The organism is Cellulosimicrobium sp. TH-20, from assembly GCF_002105775.1.
GTDB lineage: Bacteria > Actinomycetota > Actinomycetes > Actinomycetales > Cellulomonadaceae > Cellulosimicrobium > Cellulosimicrobium funkei.
This window is the reverse complement of sequence record NZ_CP020857.1, coordinates 727647-751425: the sequence shown is the minus strand read 5'-3', so window position 1 is coordinate 751425 and position 23779 is coordinate 727647. Positions and strand designations below refer to the sequence as shown.

25 protein-coding genes are annotated in these 23779 nt (G+C 75.6%); 11 read left to right on the top strand and 14 right to left on the bottom strand.

The window, feature by feature from the left end:
* Positions 1 to 90: 90 nt before the first annotated feature.
* Positions 91 to 354, top strand: a complete 264-nt coding sequence (locus B8281_RS03380; RefSeq protein ID WP_009863124.1) for a GlsB/YeaQ/YmgE family stress response membrane protein — start codon at positions 91 to 93, stop codon at positions 352 to 354.
* 45 nt (positions 355 to 399) lie between these two features.
* Complete coding sequence (locus B8281_RS03375) at positions 400 to 747, top strand: STAS domain-containing protein (RefSeq protein ID WP_137280009.1); 348 nt, start codon at positions 400 to 402, stop codon at positions 745 to 747.
* A 24-nt stretch (positions 748 to 771) separates the two neighbouring features.
* Here B8281_RS03375 and B8281_RS03370 read toward each other — a convergent pair whose 3' ends face one another.
* Entirely contained in the window at positions 772 to 1686 is a 915-nt protein-coding gene (locus tag B8281_RS03370; protein WP_085386915.1) for a LysR family transcriptional regulator ArgP, read from the bottom strand.
* A gap of 71 nt (positions 1687 to 1757) precedes the next feature.
* Between B8281_RS03370 and B8281_RS03365 the strand changes: the two genes are divergently transcribed.
* Positions 1758 to 2408 carry a LysE/ArgO family amino acid transporter gene (locus B8281_RS03365; RefSeq protein WP_369824963.1) on the top strand — a complete coding sequence of 217 codons (651 nt, stop codon included), beginning with the start codon at positions 1758 to 1760 and terminating at the stop codon, positions 2406 to 2408.
* A gap of 62 nt (positions 2409 to 2470) precedes the next feature.
* Here B8281_RS03365 and B8281_RS03360 read toward each other — a convergent pair whose 3' ends face one another.
* Together B8281_RS03360 and B8281_RS03355 are read right to left on the bottom strand one after the other, a co-directional pair.
* The gene (locus tag B8281_RS03360; RefSeq protein ID WP_085386913.1) at positions 2471 to 2857 is read right to left on the bottom strand and encodes a hypothetical protein; all 387 of its coding nucleotides are present in this window, start codon (positions 2855 to 2857) and stop codon (positions 2471 to 2473) included.
* 156 nt (positions 2858 to 3013) lie between these two features.
* Positions 3014 to 3751, bottom strand: coding sequence for an aminoglycoside phosphotransferase family protein (locus B8281_RS03355; RefSeq protein ID WP_085386912.1), 738 nt, complete (start codon positions 3749 to 3751; stop codon positions 3014 to 3016).
* Between the two features lie 102 nt (positions 3752 to 3853).
* Between B8281_RS03355 and B8281_RS03350 the strand changes: the two genes are divergently transcribed.
* Positions 3854 to 5602 carry a SpoIIE family protein phosphatase gene (locus B8281_RS03350; protein ID WP_085386911.1) on the top strand — a complete coding sequence of 583 codons (1749 nt, stop codon included), beginning with the start codon at positions 3854 to 3856 and terminating at the stop codon, positions 5600 to 5602.
* A gap of 19 nt (positions 5603 to 5621) precedes the next feature.
* Here the strand turns inward: B8281_RS03350 and B8281_RS03345 are convergent, their stop codons facing one another.
* The 3 genes from B8281_RS03345 to B8281_RS03335 all read right to left on the bottom strand — a co-directional run bounded on the left by B8281_RS03345 (position 5622) and on the right by B8281_RS03335 (position 7331).
* Positions 5622 to 6134: a hypothetical protein gene (locus B8281_RS03345; protein ID WP_085386910.1), complete on the bottom strand. Its 513-nt coding sequence runs from the start codon at positions 6132 to 6134 to the stop codon at positions 5622 to 5624.
* On the bottom strand, positions 6107 to 6406 hold the full coding sequence (locus B8281_RS03340) for a hypothetical protein (RefSeq protein ID WP_085388583.1): 300 nt from the start codon (positions 6404 to 6406) through the stop codon (positions 6107 to 6109). The genes B8281_RS03345 and B8281_RS03340 overlap by 28 nt, the downstream gene beginning before the upstream one ends.
* Positions 6407 to 6473: 67 nt before the next feature.
* Positions 6474 to 7331: an MBL fold metallo-hydrolase gene (locus tag B8281_RS03335; protein WP_085386909.1), complete on the bottom strand. Its 858-nt coding sequence runs from the start codon at positions 7329 to 7331 to the stop codon at positions 6474 to 6476.
* A 55-nt stretch (positions 7332 to 7386) separates the two neighbouring features.
* On the opposite strand from B8281_RS03335, the gene B8281_RS03330 reads away from it, so the two are divergent.
* Positions 7387 to 7905, top strand: a complete 519-nt coding sequence (locus tag B8281_RS03330) for a VanZ family protein (protein ID WP_051028346.1) — start codon at positions 7387 to 7389, stop codon at positions 7903 to 7905.
* 160 nt (positions 7906 to 8065) lie between these two features.
* Positions 8066 to 9037 (top strand): LacI family DNA-binding transcriptional regulator, encoded by a 972-nt coding sequence (locus B8281_RS03325; RefSeq protein ID WP_085386908.1) that lies wholly within the window; start codon positions 8066 to 8068, stop codon positions 9035 to 9037.
* Positions 9038 to 9083: 46 nt separating this feature from the next.
* Here the strand turns inward: B8281_RS03325 and B8281_RS03320 are convergent, their stop codons facing one another.
* The 5 genes from B8281_RS03320 to B8281_RS03300 all read right to left on the bottom strand — a co-directional run bounded on the left by B8281_RS03320 (position 9084) and on the right by B8281_RS03300 (position 14690).
* Entirely contained in the window at positions 9084 to 9830 is a 747-nt protein-coding gene (locus tag B8281_RS03320) for a glycosyltransferase family 2 protein (protein WP_085386907.1), read from the bottom strand.
* Positions 9827 to 11236 carry a PIG-L family deacetylase gene (locus tag B8281_RS19680; protein WP_232322657.1) on the bottom strand — a complete coding sequence of 470 codons (1410 nt, stop codon included), beginning with the start codon at positions 11234 to 11236 and terminating at the stop codon, positions 9827 to 9829. Before B8281_RS19680 ends, B8281_RS03320 begins: the two co-directional genes overlap by 4 nt.
* Positions 11233 to 12324 carry an acyl-CoA dehydrogenase gene (locus tag B8281_RS19675; protein ID WP_085386906.1) on the bottom strand — a complete coding sequence of 364 codons (1092 nt, stop codon included), beginning with the start codon at positions 12322 to 12324 and terminating at the stop codon, positions 11233 to 11235. Before B8281_RS19675 ends, B8281_RS19680 begins: the two co-directional genes overlap by 4 nt.
* Positions 12325 to 12426: 102 nt before the next feature.
* Positions 12427 to 13599, bottom strand: coding sequence for a YihY/virulence factor BrkB family protein (locus tag B8281_RS03305; RefSeq protein ID WP_021480868.1), 1173 nt, complete (start codon positions 13597 to 13599; stop codon positions 12427 to 12429).
* A 134-nt stretch (positions 13600 to 13733) separates the two neighbouring features.
* On the bottom strand, positions 13734 to 14690 hold the full coding sequence (locus B8281_RS03300) for an L-lactate dehydrogenase (protein WP_085386905.1): 957 nt from the start codon (positions 14688 to 14690) through the stop codon (positions 13734 to 13736).
* A gap of 151 nt (positions 14691 to 14841) precedes the next feature.
* On the opposite strand from B8281_RS03300, the gene B8281_RS03295 reads away from it, so the two are divergent.
* The gene (locus tag B8281_RS03295; protein WP_021480866.1) at positions 14842 to 15213 is read left to right on the top strand and encodes a hypothetical protein; all 372 of its coding nucleotides are present in this window, start codon (positions 14842 to 14844) and stop codon (positions 15211 to 15213) included.
* Between the two features lie 453 nt (positions 15214 to 15666).
* On the opposite strand, the gene B8281_RS03290 is transcribed toward B8281_RS03295, so the two are convergent.
* The gene (locus B8281_RS03290) at positions 15667 to 16152 is read right to left on the bottom strand and encodes a hypothetical protein (RefSeq protein ID WP_085386903.1); all 486 of its coding nucleotides are present in this window, start codon (positions 16150 to 16152) and stop codon (positions 15667 to 15669) included.
* 375 nt (positions 16153 to 16527) lie between these two features.
* On the opposite strand from B8281_RS03290, the gene B8281_RS03285 reads away from it, so the two are divergent.
* The 4 genes from B8281_RS03285 to B8281_RS03270 all read left to right on the top strand — a co-directional run bounded on the left by B8281_RS03285 (position 16528) and on the right by B8281_RS03270 (position 20491).
* A complete protein-coding gene (locus B8281_RS03285) occupies positions 16528 to 18867 on the top strand; it encodes an arylsulfatase (RefSeq protein WP_085386902.1) in 2340 nt (779 codons plus the stop codon).
* A 103-nt stretch (positions 18868 to 18970) separates the two neighbouring features.
* Positions 18971 to 19447 (top strand): DUF6325 family protein, encoded by a 477-nt coding sequence (locus B8281_RS03280; RefSeq protein ID WP_021480863.1) that lies wholly within the window; start codon positions 18971 to 18973, stop codon positions 19445 to 19447.
* Between the two features lie 23 nt (positions 19448 to 19470).
* Positions 19471 to 19770 (top strand): SHOCT domain-containing protein, encoded by a 300-nt coding sequence (locus B8281_RS03275; RefSeq protein WP_034653437.1) that lies wholly within the window; start codon positions 19471 to 19473, stop codon positions 19768 to 19770.
* Positions 19771 to 19822: 52 nt separating this feature from the next.
* The gene (locus B8281_RS03270) at positions 19823 to 20491 is read left to right on the top strand and encodes a YrhK family protein (RefSeq protein ID WP_043653552.1); all 669 of its coding nucleotides are present in this window, start codon (positions 19823 to 19825) and stop codon (positions 20489 to 20491) included.
* A gap of 34 nt (positions 20492 to 20525) precedes the next feature.
* On the opposite strand, the gene B8281_RS03265 is transcribed toward B8281_RS03270, so the two are convergent.
* Both B8281_RS03265 and B8281_RS19095 read right to left on the bottom strand, forming a co-directional pair.
* Entirely contained in the window at positions 20526 to 22742 is a 2217-nt protein-coding gene (locus B8281_RS03265) for an exo-alpha-sialidase (RefSeq protein WP_085386901.1), read from the bottom strand.
* A 220-nt stretch (positions 22743 to 22962) separates the two neighbouring features.
* Positions 22963 to 23634 (bottom strand): hypothetical protein, encoded by a 672-nt coding sequence (locus B8281_RS19095; RefSeq protein WP_043653576.1) that lies wholly within the window; start codon positions 23632 to 23634, stop codon positions 22963 to 22965.
* Between the last annotated feature and the right edge of the window lie 145 nt (positions 23635 to 23779).

Genomic DNA, 23779 nt, shown 5'->3' with positions numbered 1-23779 from the left:
CGGGTGAGACGGCGCCAGCGCGTGCGAGAAGTCCCGGACCCTGGGAGTGTTCACGTCCGCAAGGGAAACCGACATATCGGAGGAGTACTCATGGGTTGGATCGCGTACATCGTCCTCGGCCTCGTGGCCGGTCTCATCGCCCGTGCCGTCCTGCCGGGCAAGCAGACCGGTTCGGTGATCATCACGATCCTGCTGGGCATCCTGGGCGCGCTGCTCGGTGGGTGGCTCGGCTCGGTGTTCTTCGGGACCTCGCTGGGCGACCTGGGCGACTTCCGCACCTGGCTCCTCGCCATCCTGGGTTCGCTCATCACCCTCGGCGTGTACGGTGCGGTCACCCGGAACAACCGGGGCTGACCGTGCGCACGGCGCACCGTCGGTGACGTCGGGGACGGGAGCGTCGTGGGGAGCACTGGCACCGGGGGAGTCCACGTCGAGGACGGCGGCCGTCGCTGGGTGATGTGGGGCCAGATCGACTTCGCGGTCACCCACGCCGTCAAGGCACGGCTCGCCGCCACGATCGACGGCCGCCCCAAGACGGTCGACCTCTCGGCCGTGACGTTCATGGACTCGTCGGGGCTGCACCTGCTCCTCATGAAGGTGACCGAGGAGTCGCGACCGCGGCTCCTCGGCGTCCCGCCCCAGGTGCTCGAGATCCTGGAGTTCAGCCACGCCCTCGATCTCGTCGAGATCGTCGGCCCCGACGAGGTGCCCCCGCCCGACGAACCGGCCGGTGCGCTGGCCGGCTGACCGACGCCCGCGGCGCGCGACGTGCTATCCCAGCGCGTCGCGCGCCGCGCATGCGACCGCTGTCGCGAGCCGGTCGAGCGAGGCGGAGTGCAGCCGCCACTGCTGCCAGTGCTGCGGCACCTCCGTCGCCCGCTCGTCGTCGAAGCCGACGAGGCGCCCGGCCCGCTCGGCCCGGGCGCTCTGCAGGTCGGGCAGCATCGCCCACCCCATGCCGAGCTCGACGGCCCGGCGGAACTCGTGCGACGCCGGGACGTAGTGGCGCGGCGGGTCGAGCGCGGTGCCCGCCTCCTCCGCCCGCAGCCGCAGGTAGCGCTCCTGGAGGTCGTCCTTGCGGTCGAACGCGAGGACGGGCGCCCGGGAGAGCGCGGCGGCCGTCGGGCCGTCGGGGAACCAGCGCTCGACGAACGCCGGGCTCGCGCACGGCCGGTAGCGCATCCGGCCCAGGAGGGTCGACCAGCAGCCCGGCACCGCGTCCGCCACCGACGTGACCGCGGCGACCGCCGTCCCGTCGCGCAGGAGCCCGATCGAGTGCTCCTCGTCCTCGCGGAGCACCTCCAGCCGCGCCCACCGCGCCGCCTCGGCGAGCGCGGGCAGCGCCCAGGTCGTCAGGGCGTCCCCGGAGACGACGAGCGTGATCTCGGGCAGCGCGGCCGGGTCGCCCGCGTCCTGCCCGTCCCGCCCAATGCCCAGCTCGGCGAGCACGTCCGCCTGCTGGAGCGCGAGGTGGCGTGCGTGCCGCACGAGCACCCGCCCGGGCGGGGTCAGCTCCGCGGGCTTGCCCCGCCGCACCAGCACCTGCCCGACGGCGGACTCCAGCGCACGCATGCGCTGGCTCACCGCCGACGGCGTGACGCCGAGCCGGCGCGCCGCGGCGTCGAACGTGCCGGTCGCGGCGATCGCCTCGAGCGCACGGAGCTGGTCGGGCTGGAGGTCAACCATGAGCGCATCTTATGGTTCTGCAGAATCTATCGCTGTACTTCATCACCTCACGTCCCTACCGTCGAGGGGTGCTGTCCTTCCTCGCGCCCCTCGCTGCCGGCCTCGCCGCCGGGCTGTCCCTCATCGTCGCGATCGGCGCGCAGAACGCGTTCGTGCTGCGCCAGGGGCTGCGGCGCGAGCACGTGCTGCCCGTCGTCCTCGTCTGCGCGGTCTCGGACCTCGTGCTCATCGCGGCCGGGACGGCCGGCCTCGGTGCGCTCGTGACGGGTGCGCCCGTGCTCCTCACCGTCGTGCGCTGGGGTGGCGCCGCGTTCCTCCTGACGCTCGCGGCGCTCGCCGCCCGGCGGGCGCTGCGCCCCGGAGGGCTCGACCCGGCGTCGGGCGCGGGGGCGACGTCGGCGCGGTCGGCCGTGGGCACGTCGCTCGCCCTCACGTGGCTCAACCCGCACGTGTACCTCGACACGGTCCTGCTGCTGGGGTCGCTCGCCGCGGGCTACGCCGCCGCGCACGCGGGCGGTGCGGGGGCCGGGGGCGCCGACACCGCCCGGTGGTTGTTCGGCACCGGGGCGATGGTGGCGAGCGTCGTCTGGTTCACCGCGCTCGGCTTCGGCGCGCGGCTGCTCGCGCCGGTCTTCGCCCGGCCCGGGGCGTGGCGCGTGCTCGACGGCGTGATCGCCGTCGTCATGGCGACGATCGGGGTGTCCCTGCTGCTGGGTGGCTGAGCGGCTGGGAGCAGTTCACCGCGCGGGTCACGCGGGGGGTGCGGGGCGGTGGGGCCGCGGGGTCAGGGCGTCGGGTCGAGCTGGTAGAACGTGCGGATGCGCTGCTGGGTCGCCGGGTCGATGCGGCGTCGAGGGCTCGTCGAGCCGCCGGCGTGCACCGCGATCCACGAGCGCAGGACCGTGGGCTGGACGTCGACGACGCGCGCGAACTCGTCCACGGTGGGCCACGCGGGCTGCGGCGTGCGGACGCGCGGGCCGCTCGCGGCGAGGTGCAGGTCGTCGCCCCAGGCCATGGCCTCGGCGGTCGACGGGAACCCGCCGATGCGGCCCGGCGTCGGGAACGGCTTCTCGAGGCACCACTCCGCGCCGCGCGCGACGATGCGGTAGACGCCCTCGGGCGCGCGCGCCTCGTACACGTCCGGTCCGGTGTTCCCCCAGTTCAGCCCCATGGGCCACATCTTCAGCGGAAAGCGCTGTCAGCGGAAGGGACCTTCGTCAACTTCACCCGCTCTCGCTACTGGACGCTTGTCCAGTTCACATCTAGCGTGAGGGGCAGCCGGTGCCGCATCTCTGCCCCCTGCTGGTGCGGCACCGGCAACCACCCCTCACCTCCGCGGCAGGCGCTCGACGTCCCGCCGGTAGAGCGCGGCGTGCTCCCGCAGGTCGTCGCGGCCCGTCGTCCGGGCACGCTCCTCGGTCCAGTCCGCGAGGTCGAGCAGGCGCTCGCGCATCGTGCGGAGCACCACGGCGGCCCCCGGCGCCGCGTCCGGCCCGTAGGCCTCCAGCAGGTGCGCCAGCCGTTCCTCGGGCCGGGCGTCCGCGGGAGCGGGCATGTCCTCGCACCACCCGCACATCCGGTAGGCCAGGTAGGCGAGGTCCCACGCGCGCGGCCCGGGCGCCGCCATGTCGACGTCGATGAACCCGACGACCCGCTCGCCGTCGTGCACCATGTTGTACGGCGCGACGTCGTTGAGGCACACGACCTCCGCGGGCTCGCGCACCGGCGAGCGCCACACGGCACCCGGGGGAGCGAAGCCGACCGAGGCGTCGTGCACCGTCCGCAGCATCCCCGCCGCCTGCTCGCGTGCCGCGGCCGTCCACACCCAGTCCGGGACCGGCCAGCCGCCCGTCTCGCCGGGGATCCAGCCGAGCACCTCGCGGCCGCGCTCGTCGAGCCCCAGCGGCGCGGGCACGAACGACACGCCCTGCGCGCGCACCCAGGCCAGCAGCGCCTGGACGGTCGGCGTCCACGGGCCCGCCGAGCGCCGCACGGTGTCCCCGCGCCGCACGACGTCGTTCACGTTGCCGCCGGTGAGCTCCTGCTCGGTCGTCGTGTCCTCCATGGCCCCGATCCTGCTCGGTACGCGGAACCGGGCACAGCGATTAACGGTCCCCGGCGAGCGCCCAGGCGCGGGGCCGACGACGCAGCCCACTACGATGCGGAGGTGAACGCGGACGCGAGCTGGTTTGACGAGGCGACGTCGGGCAGCGACGTCGGTCGCCTCGCTCGCGAGGTCGCGTGGGCGGACACCCCGCTGGGGGAGCCCGAGACCTGGCCGGTCGCGCTCCGCCACGCGGTGCGGCTGTGCTTCTCCACCCGGTTCCCCGCGATGCTCGTGTGGGGTCCGGAGCTGACGCTCCTCTACAACGACGGGTACCGGGACCTCCTCGGCACGGACAAGCACCCGAGCGCGCTCGGGGCGCCGGTCCGTGCGGTGTGGCCGGAGATCTGGGACGACATCGAGCCGCTGTTCGACGCGGTGCTCACCGAGGGCCGCGCCACCTGGAGCGAGGACATGCCCCTCGTGATGAACCGCTCCGGCTTCGACGAGGAGACCTACTTCACCTTCTCCTACAGTCCCCTCGTCGACGACGACGGACAGATCGCGGGCGTCCTCGACATCGTGACGGAGACGACCCGGGAGGTCGTGAACCAGCGCCGCCTGCTCACGCTCGGGGAGCTGCACGCCGTCCTGCCGACGACGGCGGGCAGCCTCGCCGCGTTCGCCCGGCCGGTGGTCGAGGTGCTCGCCCGCAGCGCCGACGTCGCGCGCGTCGCGTTCTACGCCATCGACGGCCCGCGCCCCCGCGTGCTCCTGGAGGCGGGCCACGCGGCCGACGGCACGGAGGCCGACGTCGTCGGACGCACCCTCGCGACCGGTCAGCGCGAGGTCGCGCGGGGCCGCGTCGTCAAGCCCCTGCGGGACGCGAGTCCGCGGGGCGCCGCGGGCGTCCTCGTCCTCCAGGCGGCGACCGGCCGCCCGTGGGACGACGACTACGCGCGCTACCTGACGGGCATCGCGACGACGATCGGCGCGGCGCTGCGCGACGCCGCGCGGATGCGGACGACCCTGGACGAGCTGCGCCGTCGGGCCGAGCGGTCGGAGGAGGAGACGGCGCGCGCCCGTGAGCTCGCGCTCGTGCTCCAGCAGGCCGTGCTCACCGAGCCGCCGCAGCCCGAGGACCTCGAGGTCGCGGTGCACTACCAGCCCGCGACCCACGACCGCGACATCGGCGGCGACTGGTACGACGCGTTCGTGGCGTCCGACGGCGTGACGACCCTCGTCATCGGGGACGTCGTCGGGCACGACCTCGGCGCCGCCGCGACGATGGGCCAGCTCCGCGGCCTGGTGCGCGCCATCGGCTACGACAGCGGCGCGACCCCGGCCCGCCTCCTCGAGCGCGTGGACGCCGCGATCGACGGCCTCGCCCTGGGGATCAACGCCGTGGCGACCGCCGTCGTCGCCCGCATCGAGCAGAGCGACGACGAGCGCTCCCGCGGCGTGCGGACCGTCCGCTGGTCCAGCGCGGGCCACCTGCCCCCGGTCGTCGTCCGCGCGGACGGCACGGTCGAGGTGCTCACCGTGCGCAACGACCTCCCGCTCGGGCTGCGCCCGGGTGCGGGCCGGCACGACCACACGGTCGAGCTCGGCACCGACGACACCCTCGTCCTGTACACGGACGGCCTCGTGGAGCGCCGCGGGCACAGCATCCGCGACGACGTCGCCGCGCTCGCCGACGCGCTGCGCGGCCTGGCGGGCGCGAGCCTGGACGACGTGGTGCGGACGGCGCTCTCCCAGGTCCTCCCGGGCGACGGGGAGGACGACGTCGCGCTCGTCGCGCTCCGCACCGGTCCGCAGGCGGCGGTCGTGCGGCGCGACGTCCCCGGCACCCCGGTGGCCGTCTCGGCGTGAGTCCCGGCGAGCGCCGGCGTCAGGGCGCGACGTCCACGAGCGCGGACGGCGGCGCAGCGCACCCGATCGTCGGGTCGACCTCGCACACGGTGGGGGCGTGCCGGAGGCTCACCGAGACCTCGGCCTCGCCGGTCGGCACGTCGTCGGGGACCGGGAACGTGCCGACCGCGTCGCCCTCGTCGTCGGGCTCGAGCACGCCGAGGGGGACGCTGTACCGGCCGGTGGCGGGATCGTCCGCGGATCCTGACACCGTGATCAGCACCTCGTAGCGCGCGCGGGCGGGCAGCTCGCGCTCGCACCCCGCGCTGCTGCTGCTTCCCGCCACCTCGACGTGCAGGTCGTCGCCCGGAGCGACGCGCTGCGGCGTCACCAGCGGGTCGTCGGGCTGGCAGTACGCCGTCGGCTCGCCGGTCCCGAGAGCGCAGCCGGACGCGACGGCCACGACGACGGCCAGCCCGCAGAGCGCCCTGCGGGCGACCTGTCCACGACCCAGGCAGGACGCCGTCACGGCCGCGGGTCGACGCGGCGCCACGGCTTCTCGTCGCGCCGGGCGCCCGTCCCGGCGGCGCAGCGGCGGCAGACGGACGTGACGGCGTCGGCGTCCCGCCCGGTCGCAGGCTGGACGTCGGCCCACGTCACGTGGGGGAACCGCACGAGACCCTGGCGGCTGAGCTGCAGACGGCACACCGTCGCGTTGGTGCCGCGCTCCCACGCGTGGACCTCGCCGGCGGGCATGCGGACGCCGTCCGTGTCGACCCACGTCCCCGTCGCCGCCACCGCGGCCCCTGTGACACGTCTCGGCATCGTCGTCACCTCCGGCTCCCATCCTCGGCCGGGCCGCGCGCGGTCGCAGCCCTGGCTGGCGGTGCGGTCAGGTGAGGTGGTCGAAGTCGCCGCGGACCCAGGCGGCGTGCCGCTGCGCGGAGCGGAGCACGACCGCCCGGGCATCGGCGGGGATCACGCCCTCGAAGTTGTTGTAGAGCCGCTCGAACGGGCGCCGCGCCACGCGCTCGGCGACGCGCAGCACGACGGCCGCCGAGAGCGGGATGCGGTTCGGGTAGGACCGCATGAAGCTCACCGACGTGCGGTCGGGGTTGGCGAAGATCGTGTCGCCGGAGAGCAGCACGCCCCGACCGTCGGCGCCGGCGGCCCAGTGCACGACGGCGCTCCCGGGGAAGTGGCCGCCCGGCTGCGAGAGCACGACGCCCGGCAGCACCTCGCGCTCGCCGGTCCACGTCTCGACGACCCGGTCCGGCCGCGCGACCCAGTGCGCGTCCGCCTCGGCGACGAGCACGGGGACGTCGCCGAGCGCACGGCTCCACTCGACCTGGACGCCGAACATGTGGGGGTGGCTCGCGGCGATCGCGACGACCGGGCCGAGCGCGCGCACCTGCTCGACGGCGGCGTCGTCCACGTAGCCGGGCGGGTCCCACAGGAGGGTGCCCGCCGGGGTGCGCACGACCTTGGCCTGCTGCCCGATGCCGACGCTGGGCTCGCTCGTCAGGCCGAACAGGTCCGGCTCGAGCTCCTCCAGGACGAAGCGTTCGCCCGCCGCGGCGAGCTCGGCGAGCGTGGTCCACGCCTGGCCCGTCGCAGGCACCCACTGGCGCTCGTCGGCGCAGATCGCGCACACCGCCGGTCGCTCGGCGTGCTCGACCGCGCACGTGCGGCAGATCCACCAGCCCGCGTCCGGGGTCGGGTCGGGGGAGGGCGCGGGCGTCGTCGTCATGGCACAGGTCTACCGTGCCCCGCCGACACGCGACTCCTGAGAGACTGTCGCCCTCATGATCTCCACGCTCCTCGTCGCGCACCCCTGGATGTCGCCGCTCGCGCTCGCGGCCCTCGTCGTCGTCGGCCCGTTCGTGGGCTCGTGGCTCGTCGGGCGCCGCCGCCTCACCGGCGCGCTGCTCGCGCTGTCCCTCGTGCCGCTGCTCCTGCTGACGCTCGTGCCGGTCGACCGCGAGCTGTACGCCGTCTGCACGGTGAGCTGGGTGCTGCCGACGCCGGCCCGGGTCGAGCTGTTCGCGAACGTCGTGCTGTTCGTGCCGCCGGTCCTCCTCGCGGCGCTGCTGCTCCGCCGGCCGCTCGTCGCGCTGCTGGGCGGGGTCGTCGCGTCGGCGCTCGTCGAGGCGTTCCAGGCGCTCGTCCCGGCGCTGGGCCGGTCGTGCGACACGAACGACTGGCTCTCCAACTCGATCGGTGCGCTCGTCGGTGCGGGGATCGCCGTCGTCGCGCTGGGTCTCGCCGCGCGGCGGGCGCGCACGACGGACGACGACCGCGTGCCCGCGACCCGCGCGTCCTGACGGCCGCGGCCGAGCGCCCGGTCGGGCCTGGGCGCCCGCGCGCAGGACCTGAGGACGGACACGGTGTGGGAACGCTTCCACGGAGCGTGCTCCCCGGGTTAGCGTGGTGGTCCGGGCGCGTCGCCCGTCACCGCCGACAGGACCACGCCGGGAGTACGCCATGCCGACCACCACGCTCGACGACGTCGCGGCCGCCGCGCGCGTGTCGCGGTCGACGGCGTCGCGCGTCGTGCGCGGGGCGGGCCGCGTGTCGGACGAGGCGCGCCGCGCCGTCCTCGCGGCGGTCGACGAGCTGGGCTACGTGCCGCACCCGGGCGCGCGGGCGCTCGCGAGCGGGCGGGGCGAGCGCGTCGTGGTCGCGGTCGGGTCGCCGTCGGCGGACCTGCTCGCCGACCCCTACGTCGCGCGCGTCGTCGCGGCGGCGAGCCGCACCGCGGACACCCAGGGCGTCGGGGTGGCGCTGCGCTGGCTCGGCCGCGACCCCGGCGAGGAGCTGCGACGCCTCGCGCGCGACCCCGGCGTGGGCGGCGTGCTGCTCGTCGACTACTCGGCCGACGTGCTCGCGAGCGTGCCGCGCGAGCTGGTGGCGCGCGTCGCGGCGATCGGCCCCGCGGACGGCCGCGTCCCCTCGTACGACGTCGACGCTGCCGCCGGGATCGCCGCGCTCGTCGAGCACGTGCTCGCGGCCGGGCGGCGCGACGTCGTCATGCTCACCGGGCCGGGCTGGCTGCCCGGCTCGCAGCGGGCCGTCGAGGCGTACGAGGGCGTGGTCCGGGAGGCGGGGGTCCCCGCGCGCGTGGTCGCGGCCGACCTCTCGTGGCTCGCGGGCGCCGAGGCCGCGCGCGAGGCACGACGGCGCTGGCCGGGCGTCGACGCGCTCGTCGCGATGAGCGACACCCTCGCCGTGGGCGCGATGCGCGCGCTCGCGGAGGACGGCGTCCGCGTGCCCGACGACGTCGCGGTCACCGGGTTCGACGACCAGCCGTTCGCGGAGCAGGCCGGGCCCGGCCTGACGACGGCCACGCACCCGGTGGAGCGCATCGCGGCCGCCGCGACCACGGCCCTGCTCGGGCGGCGGCACGACGACGAGCGGACGTTCCCGTCCGTCGTCGTGCGGCGCACGAGCGCCTGACCCGGCCGTCGGGACTGCGCTCGCCCGCTCGCCAGGGGGTGGCGCCTCAGGCGGGGAGGTCGTGCGCGAGCAGGTCCTCGCGCAGGTGCCGGGCGTACCCGCCGGGCGTGCGTCCGACGAGGCGCGCCGACGTCAGGACCTCCCCGGCCGCGTCGGCGACGACGCGCGCCCCCGCGGCCCGGGCGCGCTCCACGAGCCCTACGTCCTCGTGCTCCGCCACGGGCGCGAACCCGCCCGCGGCGTCGTACGCCGTGAGGCGGACGCCCAGGTTGGCGCCGTGCACGTGCCCGTTGGCCGTGCCCGGCCGGTGCGTCGCGAGCCACGCGCGCGCCCGGTCCGGCGAGAGCGCGGCCAGCTCGGGGCGGACCGTCCCGACCACGACGTCCGACCCCGCGTCGGCCAGGTCGAGCTGACGCGTCAGCCAGTGCTCGGGCACCGCGGAGTCGGCGTCGGTGCACGCGAGCCACGTGCGCGACGCGGCGCCGTCCCGGCGCACCTGCAGGTCGGCCACGCCGGCGCGCACCCCCGCCCGACGGGCGCGCCCGACGTTGCCGTACGCGACCTCCACCACGCGCACGCCCGCGGCCCGGGCGACGCGCGCGCTCCCGTCCGTGCAGCCGTCGAGCACGACGACGACCCCGACCCGCACGTCCGGCCGGTCCCGCCCGACGACGGCCGTCGCCCGCCCGAGCGCCGCCAGGCAGCGGGGCAGCAGCTCCTCCTCGTCGCGGGCGGGGACGACCACGACGACGCGCTCGACGGCACCCGCCGACCCGACCCCCAGGGCGCTCACAGCAGCCCCGTCGCGCGCGCGACCGAGACCGCCGGACGGCGGACGAGCACGTCGAGGACGAAGTCCTCCTCCACGTGGTGCGCGAGCCGGTCGAGCTCCGGGCGGGCGGCGAGGCGCGCGTGCACCTCGTCGCCGCCGAGCGGGTACTCGACGACGTCGTGCCGCCAGTGGCACGCGACGAGCACGCCGTCGTCGGCGAGCGACGCCGTCGCCCGGTCCAGCGCGCGGTCGAGGTCGTCGCGACCGTAGTAGTAGAGGACCTCCGAGAGCACGACGAGGTCGAACGTGCCGTCGGGCCACTCGTCCGGGGTGTCGAGACGCAGCAGCTCGACCTCCGGCCCGAGGCGGCGCCGCGCCTGCGCCAGCGGAGCCTCGGCGACGTCCACGCCGACCACGCGGTCGCAGCGCGCGGCGAGCTCGGCCGTGAGCACGCCCGTCGAGCACCCGAGCTCGAGCGCGGCCCGGAACCGCCGCCGGGGAAGGCTCGCCAGGAGGACGGCCCGCTTGCGCTGCTCGTACCAGCGCGTCTCGAACCCCCACGGGTCGCGTCGGCCCGCGTAGAAGCGCTCGAAGAACCCCGCGCCGAGGCTCGCGCCCGGGTCCGCGGGCTCCTTCGCGACCCGGCGGCCCGACGCGTCGACGAGCACCTCGACGCCACGGTCCGCGTGCCGGAGCATCTCCGGGCCGAGCGTCGCCTCGTCGCCGGGCGCCGTGGACAGCGGCTCGACCTGCGTCACGTGGGCGGCGAGGGCGCGCCGCTTGGCCTCCCTGGCCTCCGCGCCCAGCGGCAGCGCGCGCAGGGTCGGCCACGGCACCGCGTCGTCGCCCGGCTCCGCCCAGTGCCACAGCCACACGGGGTACTCCAGGAGGCGCAGGCCGAGGCGGTCGGCGACCTCCGCCGCCACCTCGCCCGCGATCCGGTGGTCGCGGTGCCCGTCGCCGCGCCACGGCGCGCACAGCACCACCGACGACGGCGGCACGCCCCCGCCGCCCGGCCCGGCGAGCACGTCGTCCAGCACGTCGCCGAGCACCCGGGCGAGGTCGCCGCGGTGCTCGCGCAGGCCGCCGTCGGGCAGGCCGGGCAGCACGACCCGGGCCGCGGGCGCCAGGACGGCCACCGCGTCGGCCACCTCCGCGCGGCGGACGGCACGGAGCCGCTCGGGGGAGACCGTCGTCGAGCCCGCGTGCGACGCCTCGCCGTCCGTCGCGACCACCACGGTGACCGCGGCGCCGCGGCCGGCCAGCTCGTGCACGAGCCCCGCCGCGCCGAACGACTCGTCGTCGGGGTGCGCGGCGAGCACCACGAGGTGCGCGACCTCGCCCACGTCGAGGCGCGGGACGTCCAGGATCCCGGCGCGCAGCCACGCGTCCTCCGACGTGCCGGGCGCGCGGTGGTCGAACGTCACCACGCCGTCGTCCCGTGCGCGAGGAGCGCGCGGCCGAGCGACGCGTCGTCGCGCTCCGCGTGGTGCTGGCGCACGTACAGACCGAGGTCCGCGACGCGCCGCGCGAACCGCTCGTCCGTGGTCAGCGGGCCCGGGCCGAGCGCGTGGGCGCAGCGCCGCTGCACCTCCTCGACGACCTCCGCGACGACGCCGCGCACGCGGCGCGCCAGCAGGGAGGCGTCCGGGCCGTCCACGCCCGCGTCGACGGCGCTCGCGGCCTCCGCGAGGACCGCCCGGCCGGCGGCGAGCGCGCGGTCCGTCGCGCCGAGGTGCGCGAGCGCGAGCTGGTCGGGCTCGCGCGCGGCGAGCGCGTCGCGCTGCGTCCGCGCCAGCCCGACGGCACCGCCCCACCAGCACGCCGCGACGCCGATCCCGCCCCACGCGAACCCCGGCCGCTCCAGGTACCAGCCGGGCGCCCCGACCGGCACGGCCGGGACGTCGTCGAACCGGACCGCGGCGCTCACGACCTGGGCGAGCCCGCGCGCGACCCACGGCCCGTCGGCGGGGACGACGCCCGGCGCTCGCAGCGCGACCGCGAACAGCCGGCGACCGGCGTCGGTCCACGCCGTGACGAGCGCGTGCGAGAGGTCGGCGGCGAGGGAGCACCACGGCTTCGTCCCCGAGAGCACCCACGCGCCGTCGCGCTCGTGCGCCTCCAGCCGGACGCCGGGACCCTCCGCCGCGAACACGCCCCACGTGCTGTCCGGACCCGCCCCGACGGCGTCGAGCGCGACGGGGACCGGGACCTGCCCGAGGATCGCGAGGGCGTCGAGGTGCGGCTCGACGACGCGCGCGGCGCCCACGTCCGTCGCGGCCAGCGAGGCGAGCGCCCCCCAGAGCTCGGCGGTCCGCCCGTCGCCGGGGAACGGCGCCCGGGCGCCGATCGTCCGCGCGTGGTCGAGGAGGGCCGCGACGTCGGTACCGGCCGCGTCGATCGCGGCGAGCTCGTCGGGCCCGACGAGCGCGGGCCGGTCGGCGAGCGGGGTCGACGGCGGGCCTAGGTACAGCGGGACGAGGCCGGGGGTGGTGGGTCGAGCGAGGTCGGGCACGTCGCGGCTCCGGGGGATCGAGGACGGGCCTCGTCTCGACCCGGCACGACCGTAACCGCGGGGGCGCCGCCGGGCGCGTCGAGCCCGGCGGCGCCGGCGCGGTCAGTCGCGCCGCGGCGTCGTGCCCGGGCCGGTGCCCTCGTCGTCCGTGCTCGCGCGCCCGGTCCCGGGGGAGTCGGTGTCGGTGTCGCTGTCGGTGTCCGTCGACCGGCCGTTCGACTCGCGGAGGGCGCGCGCCTGCTCGACGGCTTCCTCGCGCTTGGCGGCCTTCTTGTCGCTCGCGCGCGTGTCGCGCGGCGGGAGCTGGATGCGCTCCTCCGCGGGCATGCCGCTCTGCAGCTCGCGGCTGCGCTCGACCTCGGCGTCGAGCTCGGCGCCGAGCAGGAGCGCGAGGTTCGTCAGCCAGAGCCACAGGAGGAAGATGATGACGCCCGCGAGGGTGCCGTAGGTCGCGCCGTAGTTGCTCAGCCCGCTGCCGAGGTAGAGGCCGAACGCCGCCGAGGCGACGACCCACACGAGGATCGCCAGGATCGCGCCCGGGCTGACCCAGCGGAACTTGGGCTGCTTGATGTTCGGCGTGAGGTGGTAGAGCAGCGCGACGAGGATGACGACGAGCAGGAGCGCGACCGGCCACTTCGCGACCTGCCAGACGGCGATCGCGGTGTCCCCGAGGCCGACGAGCTCGCCCACCTGGCGCGCGATCGGCCCGGACAGGACGAGGCTCCCGACGACCAGGCCCGCGAGCAGCACGGTGATGACGGTGACGCCGAGCATCACGGGGCGCAGCTTCCAGATCGGGCGCCCCTCCTCGATCTCGTAGATGCGGTTCATCGACCGCGAGAACGCGCCCACGTAGCCGGACGCCGACCACAGGGCCAGCACGACACCGATGACGAGCGCGAACCCGGCCTTGTCCGTGTTGGCGGCGTTCTCGACGAGCGGCTTGATCATGTCGAGGGTGGTCTGCGGCACGACGCCCTCGACGCTCTTGAGCACCGACTCGACGGCCTTCTCGCCGTCGCCCACGAGTCCGAGGATCGACACGAGCGCCAGCAGCGCGGGCGCCGACGCCAGCACCGCGTAGTACGTCAGCGCGGCGGCCAGGTCGGTGCACTGGTCGTCCATGAACTCGCGCACCGCGCCCTTGACGGCGAAGCCCCACGACGGCTTGCGCAGGTCCGTGGGGGAGTCGGGCTTGTGGTCGGCGTCGGGGGCAGGCCGCGACTCCTCGTCCCGTGCGGTACCGGACGCGTGGCGTCCGCTGCTGTCGGTCATGGCGGCCTCCTCGGTGGGCGTCGCCTCGGCGCACGACGCTCGCGTCGGTGGACGGCCTCACGGCGCGTCCCGGACGAGCACCACGCTCCGTGCGCCGGGCTCCACCCGCAAGCGGAGCGCCCCCGCGCCGGCGGCTACTCCAGCCCGAGGTCCTGCTGCGCGGCGTGCAGGGCGTCGGCGGACGCGCGGAGCTGACGCTCCTCGGCCGCGGACATCGTGAGGTCGAGGACCTGCTGGACGCCGCTGGACGCGACGACGCTCGGTACGGAGAACGCGACGCCGCCGATGCCGCGGTAGCCGTCGTGCACCGTGCCGACGGGCAGCACGGCGTGCTGGTCGCTGACGACCGCCTCGACGATCCGGGCCCCCGCGAGCCCGATCGCGTAGTTCGTCGCGCCCTTGCCCTCGATCACCCGGTACGCGGCCTGGCGCACCTGGTCGGTGATCTCGTCGAGCTCGCCGTGCGTGAAGTGGTGGCCGTCGGGCGAGACCCAGTCGAGGATCGGCACCGGCCCGATGCGCGCCTGCGACCACAGCGCGAACCCCGTGTCCCCGTGCTCGCCCACGATGTCGGCGTGCACGCTCGTCGCCGCGACGCGAGCCTTGTCGGCGATGAGGCGCCGCAGCCGGGAGGTGTCGAGCACCGTGCCGGACGAGAACACGCGCGACGTCGGCAGGCCGCTGATCTGCTGCGCGGCGACGGTCAGCACGTCGCACGGGTTGGTGACGATGCAGTAGACGGCGTCCGGCGCGTGCTCGAGGAGCTGCGGCAGCAGCGTCTCGAGGATGCGGACGTTCGTGCCCGCGAGGTCCAGGCGGCTCTGGCCCGGGTCCTGCTTCGCACCGGCGGTGATGACGACAACGTGCGACCCCTCCGCGACCGACGGGTCCGCACCACCGACGACCTGGCTCGCCCCCGTGAACTGCGTGCCGTGCGCGAGGTCGAGCACCTCGGCCTCGACCTTCGCGCGGTTGATGTCGTAGAGCGACACCGTCCGTGCGGAGCCGCGGATCAGCGCGGCGTACGCCAGGCTGGTCCCCACGCTCCCGGCGCCCACCACCGTGACCTTCGAACTCTCGACGCGTGTCATGGGCACCACGCTACGCAGACGGCGCCGCTGCGGCTCGTGCTCGCCGTCCGGGAGCGGTGACGGAGGGCCTGGGGCATCATCGGCAGTGCTCCTCGGCCGCCCGGGGAGGCCGGGCCGCCCAGGCCGGGCGGGGTGCGAGGCGAGGACGGTCATGAGAGCTCTGCGGTCCCGGGTCGCGGCGGTCGCCGCGGCAGGTGTGGTGCTGGTGTCGGCAGGGGCCTGCTCGGCGGACGAGCCGAGCTTCTGCGACGCCGCCCGGTCCTACGAGGAGACCGTCAGGGCCAGCACGGAGTCGCTCACGCGCGAGGAGGCCGCGGACGCGTTCGCGCAGGACGCCGAGGCGATGCGCGAGGTCACCGCGCCCGACGCGCTCAGCGCGGACTGGGACCGCGTGACGACGACGGCCTCGGACGTGGCGGACGCCTTGGCCGACGGCGACGACGGGACCGAGCTCCTGCTCGACGACGACTACCAGGCCTCGTTCAGCGCGGTCACCGAGCACGTCGAGAACAGCTGCAGCTGAGACGGCTCTCGCGCGAAGGTCGGGAAGGGTGGTCGTGGCTCTGGGCTGACGCCAACGAGCGCCGCAGAGCCCGGGAGCGACGAGCCCCGACCGGCTCAGGGGGTAGCGGCAGAGGCGTCGTCGTGCCGTACCGCTGTCGCTCGGGGGAGCGGCGGGCGCACCGGTGAGGTCCTGGCCGAGCAGGCGCTCGACACCCCCACCACGCCGTAGGCCGACACCCGCGCGCCGATCCGTCCGAGACGACACCCGGCCTCTGCCACACTCCTCAGGCATGGACGACGGACGAGGCTGGACGTGGGGCTTTCGCGCTGCGCGCCCGGCCGTCGAGCTGTTCGCGATCGCGACCGTCCTGCTCTGCGTCGCCTGGCTGGCTGATCGGGCGTCGGCAGGGCACGCGGACGACGCTCGGGCCCTACGGGTGGCCGTCGACGGCCGGTCCGTGCTCGGAGATGATCAGAGCGTCCAGCCCACCCGGGCTTCCATCGGGCCGCCGCACGCTTCCGACCCTCCGACGCGGACCCAGTCGACGGACTTCTCGGTCTCGGCGAGGACTGCTCCGGTCTCGTCGAGGGCGCGCAGCCCGACCGGGTTGGTCCGCGAGAAGACCGTGAAGGACCAGGTGTCACCCTCCCGTGAGGTCGCGATGGCCGGCTCCTGCGCGTCGGGACCTGTCGGCAGCGGTGGTTGCCACCCGGCGTGTCCGCCATCGCGCACCTGAAGATGGTGCACCTCCTCGGTGTCGCCGGTCACCACCACCTCGAGGAGATCGGCGTACCCGATCGCGGGGCAGACCTCGGCGCCGCCGGAGAGCCGCGAGACGAGGAGCGCCACGACGACCAGCGCCCCGACGACCACGAGGCTCGTCCCCGCCCAGACGGGCAGGCGCACGCGCCGAGGTCTCGTCGGCCGGTGCGCCCGGTCGACGTCCTGCTCCTCCATGAGTGCCCCCTCGTCGCGGACCGGTCCCGGTACCGTGCACGTCGCGGTCGACGACCCTGGCCGCGTGCGACACCGAGGACCATCATGGCCGATCTGCCGCCCGGTCAGGCGGTGCGCACCCGTCCCCGCAGGTCCACCCAGGTCTCCTCGCGGAGGTCGGGTGCGGCGGCGTCGACCCCACCCGGTTCGCCCGTCGCGGGTGATGCCGCGCCTCGCTCGTCGTCCGTACGGTCGAGCCGATGCCCTCCGCCGCGCTGTCCTGCTGCGCGCCGGTCGGCGACGACGTCGCACCCGCCCACCGCACCTCGGCAGGTCCGCACCCGAGGCGGGCCACGGCGTCGGTCCGCACGGCCCAGGACAGACGGGAGAGAGTGGATGAGCACCGAGCCCCGCCGGACGGTCGTCGGACCGCCCCTGCCCACGGAGCGGTCGTTGCCGTTCCCGCCCCGCCGCTCCGGCAGCGTCGCGGGCCGGACGATCCAGGAGTCGACGTACTCCCCGCGCCCGCCGGAACGCCACCTGCCCCCGGGCACGCCGAACGTCGTCGTGATCCTCATCGACGACGCGGGGTCCGCGCTCCCGACGACGCTCGGGGGCGCCGTCCGCACCCCGACGCTCGACCGGGTGCGCGCGAACGGCATCGGGTACAACCGCTTCCACACGACCGCGATGTGCTCGCCGACGCGCGCGTCCCTGCTCACCGGGCGCAACCACCACCGCGTGGGCAACGGCCAGATCGCGGAGCTCGCGAACGACTGGGACGGCTACTCGGGGCACATCCCGAAGAGCAGCGCGACGATCGCGGAGGTGCTGCGCCAGTACGGGTACGCGACCGGCGCGTGGGGCAAGTGGCACAACACCCCGGCGGAGGAGACGACGACGGCCGGCCCGTTCGACCGCTGGCCCACCGGGTACGGGTTCGAGTACTTCTACGGCTTCCTCGCGGGCGAGGCGTCGCAGTACGAGCCGCACCTCGTGCGCAACACGACCCCGACCCTGCCGCCGAGGACCCCGGAGGAGGGCTACCACCTCAGCGAGGACATCGCCGACGACGCCATGCGGTGGCTGCGCGACCACAAGGCGAACGCGCCGGACAAGCCGTTCTTCGTCTACTGGGCCACCGGCGCGCTGCACGGGCCGCACCACGTCATGAAGGAGTGGGCGGAGAGGTACGCCGGCGCGTTCGACGACGGGTGGGACGCCTACCGGGAGCGGGCCCTCGCGGGCGCGAAGGCGGCGGGCTGGGTGCCCGACGACGCGGAGCTCACCCCGCGCCCGGAGAGCCTCGCCGGCTGGGACGACATCCCCGACGACCAGAAGGCGTTCCAGGCGCGGCTCATGGAGGTCGCCGCGGGGTTCGGCGAGCACGCGGACGTGCAGGCCGGGCGCCTGCTCGACGAGGTGGAGCGGCTCGGCTACGCGGACGACACGATCGTCGTCTACATCTGGGGCGACAACGGCTCGTCGGGGGAGGGACAGAACGGGACGATCAGCGAGCTGCTCGCCCAGAACGGCATCCCCTCGACGGTCGAGCAGCACATCGCCGCCCTGGAGGAGCTCGGGGGCCTCGACGCGCTCGGCACCCCCGCGACGGACAACCAGTACCACGCCGCGTGGGCGTGGGCCGGGTCGTCGCCGTACCAGGGCATGAAGCTGCTCGCGTCCCACCTCGGCGGCACGCGGAACCCGATGTTCGTGAGCTGGCCCGGGCACATCGAGCCCGACCCCGTGCCGCGCACCCAGTTCCACCACGTCGTCGACCTCGTGCCGACGATCTACGAGATCCTCGGCATCTCCCACCCGGAGACGGTGAACGGCGTCCCGCAGGACCCGATCGACGGGACGAGCCTCGCGTACTCCATCGACGACGCCGGGGCCGAGGGCCGCCGTCGGACGCAGTACTTCGAGATCATGGGCAGCCGGTCGATCTACTCCGACGGCTGGATGGCGTCGGCGACCGGCCCACGCCTGCCGTGGGTCCAGGGGATGCCGGCCGGGATCCAGACGTGGACCCCGGACCAGGACCGGTGGGAGCTCTACCACCTCGACGAGGACTGGAGCCAGGCGCACGACCTCGCCGCCGAGCACCCCGAGAAGCTCGCCGAGCTCAAGGAGCTCTTCGCGATCGAGGCGGCGCGCAACGACGCGCTCCCGGTGGGCGGCGGGCTGTGGGTGCCGGTCATGCACCCCGAGGACCGGATCAGTCCCCCGTACACCGCGTGGGACCTCTCGGGGGACACCGTGCGCATCCCGGAGTTCTGCGCGCCGGCGCTGGGCAACCGCCCGAACCGGGTCGAGATCCGGCTCTCCGTCCCCGACGCCGCGAACGGCGTGCTCTACAAGCTCGGGGGCGCGGGCGGCGGGCTGACCTGCTTCCTGCTCGACGGCGTCCTCACCTACGAGTACAACCTCTTCCTCGTCCAGCGGACCGTCGTGCGGTCGGGCGCGCCGCTCGCCGCCGGCGACCACACGGTCGAGATCGTCACGACGTACGCCGAGCCGCGGCCGGCCGGGCCGCTCGACGTCGTGCTGCGGCTCGACGGCGAGGAGGTCGGTTCCGGCACGGTGCCCGTCAGCGCGCCGCTGCTGTTCTCCGCGAACGACTGCCTCGACGTGGGACGCGCGTACGGGGGCGCGGTGTCGCGCGCGTACGCGGACCGGATGCCGTTCGCGCTCGACGGGCGCATCGACGGCGTGCACGTCGCGTACGTGTGACGCGACTTCACACTTCCCGGGTGAGGACGCGGACGGCGCCCGGGGGCGAGCCTGGGGGTCGAGCCCGTGCGCCGCGCGGGACGGACGCGGGGAGGACGCGACGATGACGCAGGAACTCAGCGACGGGCCCGGTGACGGGCTCGACGACCTCCGGGAGAGCGGGCCCGTCGACTTCCTCGTCGTCGAGCTCCCGACGGACCGCGCGACGGGCGACGCCGCGTTCCCCTACCTCGTCGACCTCGTGGACCGCGGCATCATCCGCGTGCTCGACCTGGTGGTCGTGCGCCGCGAGGACGACGGCGGCGTGACGGCCGTCGGGCTCGAGGAGCTCGACGACGGGTCGACGGAGCTCGCGGTGTTCGAGGGTGCGCGGTCGGGGCTGCTCGACGACGACGACCTCGCGCAGGCGGTGGACGCCGTCGAGCCCGGCATGACGGCCGTCGTGCTGGTGTACGAGAACGTGTGGGCGGCGCCCTTCGCGACCGCGCTGCGTCGCAACGGTGCCCAGCTCGTCGCGAGCGGGCGCATCCCGGTCCAGGCGCTCATCGCGTCGCTGGACGCCACCGAGCCGGTCGGCTGACCGGCGCCAGGAAGGAGACCACCGTGCCAGGACTGCTCCGCGGCGTCGCCCGCACCGCCGTCGTCGCCGGGACGGCGACCGCCGTCTCGAACCGTGTCTCGCGCCGCCAGGCGGGCCGCTGGGCCGCCCAGGAGTCGCAGTACGCGGCCCCGCCGCAGCAGCCGCAGTACGCGGCCCCGCCGCCGCAGTACGCCGCGCCGGCACCCGCCCCGGCGGCCACGGACGCGCGCATCGAGCAGCTCACGCAGCTCGCCGCGCTCCGCGACCAGGGCGTGCTCACCCCGGCCGAGTTCGAGGCCCAGAAGGCCCGCATCCTCGCCTGACACGGCCGGTCCGCCGGCGCGCGGGCCGGCCCGGCACGGCGGAAGGACGAGCATGACCCGCACCCGCACCGCCGACCCGGGGCGTCGCCTGCGGCGCGAGGCGTGGGGGTTCGCGGCGGGGTCGCTGTGCTTCCTCGTCGGCGCGCTCCCGCCGTACGCGGGCGCGGTGGGCGCCGTGGCGACCGGGGTGACGTTCGTCGTCGGCTCGGTGTTCTTCACGGCCGCGGCGTTCGTCCAGCTGGGCCTGAGCGGGCGCCGCCCGCCCCGCACGGGCACGCCGCCCGCCGACCGCTGGGACTGGTGGTCCGCGGCCGTGCAGCTCGTCGGGACGCTGTGCTTCAACGTGAGCACGACGGCGGCCCTCGTCGCGGCCGTGAAGGCCCCGACCGCGCTGTGGGTGGGGTGGCGGCCCGACGCCTACGGGTCGGTCGCGTTCCTCGTGTCGTCGGCGCTCGCGGTCCTCGCGACGCGCGACCGGGGCCACCTGTGGGACACCGACGCGCGCACGTGGCACGGCACGTGGCTGAACATGATCGGCTCCGTCGCCTTCGCGGCGTCCGCCGTCGGGGCGTACGTCGACCCGTCCACGGGCACGTACCTGAGCGCGTGGTGGGACGACGCCGGGACGCTCCTCGGCGCCGTCTGCTTCCTCGCCGCCGCGCTGCTCTCGCGCCGGTCGGCCGGTGCTCCCGCCCGCACCGACGCCGTCCCGGCCGGGTGACGCCCCCGCGTCACCCGGCCGGGCGCTCCCGGTGTCAGGAGCAGTCGGTCGCCGCGTAGTCGGCGTCCACGGCCGCCGTGGCCGTCCCGGCGCTCGCACTCCCGGCGTCGACCGACGCCGCGCGGACCGCGAACGACTGGTACGCCGCCCGGCCCGGCTGGACGCCCGCCACCGTGCGCTCGCCGTACGGCGTGCGCAGCGTGACGTCGGCGGGCTCGTCGCCGGTGTTGCGCGCCGTGACCGCGACGTACGCGCCGCCGGCGAGGCAGCGGCTGGTCGCCTGGACGGCGAGCGCGGCAGGGGCGGCGGCGAGCTCGACCGTCGGACCGTCGAGCTCGACGACCGTCACGCTCGACCCGGAGGTCGAGGTCCACGTCGTGGCGGGCGTGAACGACCCGCGGTCGAGGTCGGCCTGCGTGACGACGTGGTGCGCGAACGTGCACGTGTACGACCCCTCGGCCGGGAGGTTCCGGTACCGGCAGTTCTGCGCGGCGTTCGCGGGGTCGAGCCCGGCGAGGTTGCCCGTCGGCACGACCTGGGTCGCGGCCGTCGAGAGGTTGCGCACGTCGAACGTGAAGCTCAGGCGGTCGCCCACGGCGTACGACTGCTGCGGGTTCGCGTGCGTCCCGCGCACGCTGATGTTCCCGGGCGCGCCGAAGTACACGCCGGGACCCTCGTGCTCCACGGTGGTGACGGTCGTGCCGGACGTCGACGTCCACGTGGTGCGCGGGGCGAAGAAGCCCGCGTCGAGGTCGGCCTGCGTGATCGTGTGCCGGGCGGACGTGCACGTGTACGCCGCGCGCGCCCCGAGGTTGCGGTAGCGGCAGTTCGGCGCGCCCTGCGCGGGGTCGAACCGCTCGAGGTTCCCCGTCGGCGAGACGGTCGTCACGGCGTCGGACAGGTTGGTCACCGTGAACGAGTAGGTGACGACGTCGCCGACCTTCCAGCCGCCGGCCGGGGTCGCGCTCGTGACGCTCGCCGCGGTGACCTCGACCTCGCCCGGCGTGCTGCTCGGGGCCGCGAGGAGCCAGTCGTGGTCGAGCTTGGCGAACCGGATGCCGCCCCCGCCACCGCCGGGCTCGTAGAGCAGGCCGACGGTCCCGTCCGCGAGCGTGGCCAGCGTCGAGTACGCCATGCCGCCCGGCTGGAAGACGCGAGCGACGGGCCACGTCTCGCCGTCGTCGTAGCTGACGCGGACGGTGCCGTTGACGCGCCCGGTCTGCGACGCGGCGTTCGAGAAGAGGAGCACCTTCGCCTCGGCCGACCCCTGCGGCGCGTTCGGGTACGCGCGCACGATCGACGCGTTGTTGGTCGGGTCGGGCAGCTCGGTGTCGATGGTGACCGGCCCGTACGTCACGCCGCCGTCGGTCGAGTACGCGACCTTGCGGTACATCGACCCGGCGGAGTCGCGCGAGTTGAGCATGACGCGCCCGTCCGAGAGCGCGACGGTCTTGTTCTCGTCCATGCCCGTGCCGACGGGCTGCCCGACCTGCCAGGTCGCGCCGTGGTCGTCGGAGTAGACGGACACGGCCTGGAACTGGCCGGAGCCGTTGATGATCGTGTACTGCTGCACGAGCCGGCCCGCGTGGGGGCCGTAGCGGAGCTGGATGCCCTGGCCCGACGCGGCGAAGCGCGAGCGCCACCCGAGGTCCGCGGTGACGTCGGCGGTGATGGTGCGGTGGGTCCACGTGCGGCCGTCGTCGGTGGAGGCGGAGACGTTGGCGTGGATGACGTCGCGCGCGGTCGGGTCGACGCCCGGCCGGGAGCCGCCGAAGCCCTGGTCGTAGGACTTCACGTGGAAGTTGAAGATCGTCCCCGTCTCCCGGTCGACGACGTAGCTCGGGTCGGAGTAGCCCTCGATCGGCGCGGTGGTCTTCCCCGCGGCGACGACCTCCTGCGGCCCCCACGTGACGCCGTCGTCGGTGGAGCGGCGCTGGAGGATCGAGTTCGGCCCGGGGGAGTCGGCCGCGGTGGGGCGGCCGTCGTACGAGGCGAGGACGTCGCCGTTGGGCGCCACGGTGAGCGCGGGGATGCGGTAGTTGGGGAAGCCGCCCTGGCCGTTCGTCGCGAGCTGCTGCTCGGTGTACGAACCCGGTCCGCCGGTGGCGGGCGCGAGGTCGAAGTCGGGGGCGAGGGTCGTGTGGTGGGCCGACGCCGTCGTGACGGGGGCGACGACGCCGCCCACCGCGAGCGCGAGCGCCGCGGCGAGGGGCACCGCGCGGTGCGCGGGTCTGCGGAGGTGTCCGATCATGCCGTTCCTTCCGGTCGGTGCTCGGCGCGGGCGGACGGTCGCGGGGGAACGCGGCGACGCTGCCGAGAACGCTTGAACAGATGATGTCAGATGTCTGACGTCAGGAAGGTAGCCCGGCGGGTCGGCAGGGTCAAGGGCGGCGCGCGGACAGCACGACGCCCGCCGGCCGCGCGGGGTGCGCGGCCGACGGGCGTCGGTGGGGTCGGAGCTCTCCGGCGGCTCAGCCGCGGCGGGTCCGGCGGGACGCGATCACGACGGCGGTGCCCGCGGCGGCGAGCACCGCGGCGATCCCGGCGTACAGCGCCGCGCTCACGCCGGTCTCCGCGAGGCCCGGGTTCGCCGCGGAGGCGCTGACCGTGCTCGAGACCGGGACGACGCCGGCCGGGTCGCCCAGCCCGGGCGGGTTCGTCGCGCAGTCGGGGGACGCCGGCGGGTAGACGGTCGTCACGACGACGTGGGGGTTGACCTCGAAGCGGACGTCGACGGAGGGGCGCACCCAGTCGTACTCGTCGCCCTCGACCCATTGGCCGTCCTCGAGGCGCCAGCCGGGCCAGTCGACCCCGCGGCCGGAGTCGTCGACGACCGCGCCGGGCCACAGGAGGCGGCCCGAGAGCGGGAGTCCGCTCTGCACGACGCTCTCGCCGTCGGGGTTGATCCACGTGACCGTCGCGGTGTCGTGGTCCGTGCCCTCCACCTCGATCGCGTAGTCGAGGTACGCGGCGTCGCTCTCGCACACGGGCGCGAGGGTCGTCAGTCGCATCGAGGGCTCGGTCGGCACGTAGGTGTCGCCCTCCGCCGCGTGGGCCGGCCCCGCGAGGAGCGCGGCGGTGGCAGCGAGGGCGGCGGCGGCGGTGGCCCGCCCGGCGGCGCGGCGCCCGGTCGAGGTGCTCATGGTGGTTCCCGTCGGGTCGTGGTCGGTCGGGTCTCGGCGGTCGTCGTCCACGGGCGCCGCCGTACCCCCGCGGACCAGCGGGACCGGAGCAGCAGGGGCACGGGCGTGTCGGACACGATGAGGCGGCACCGCCGTCGTCGCCGAT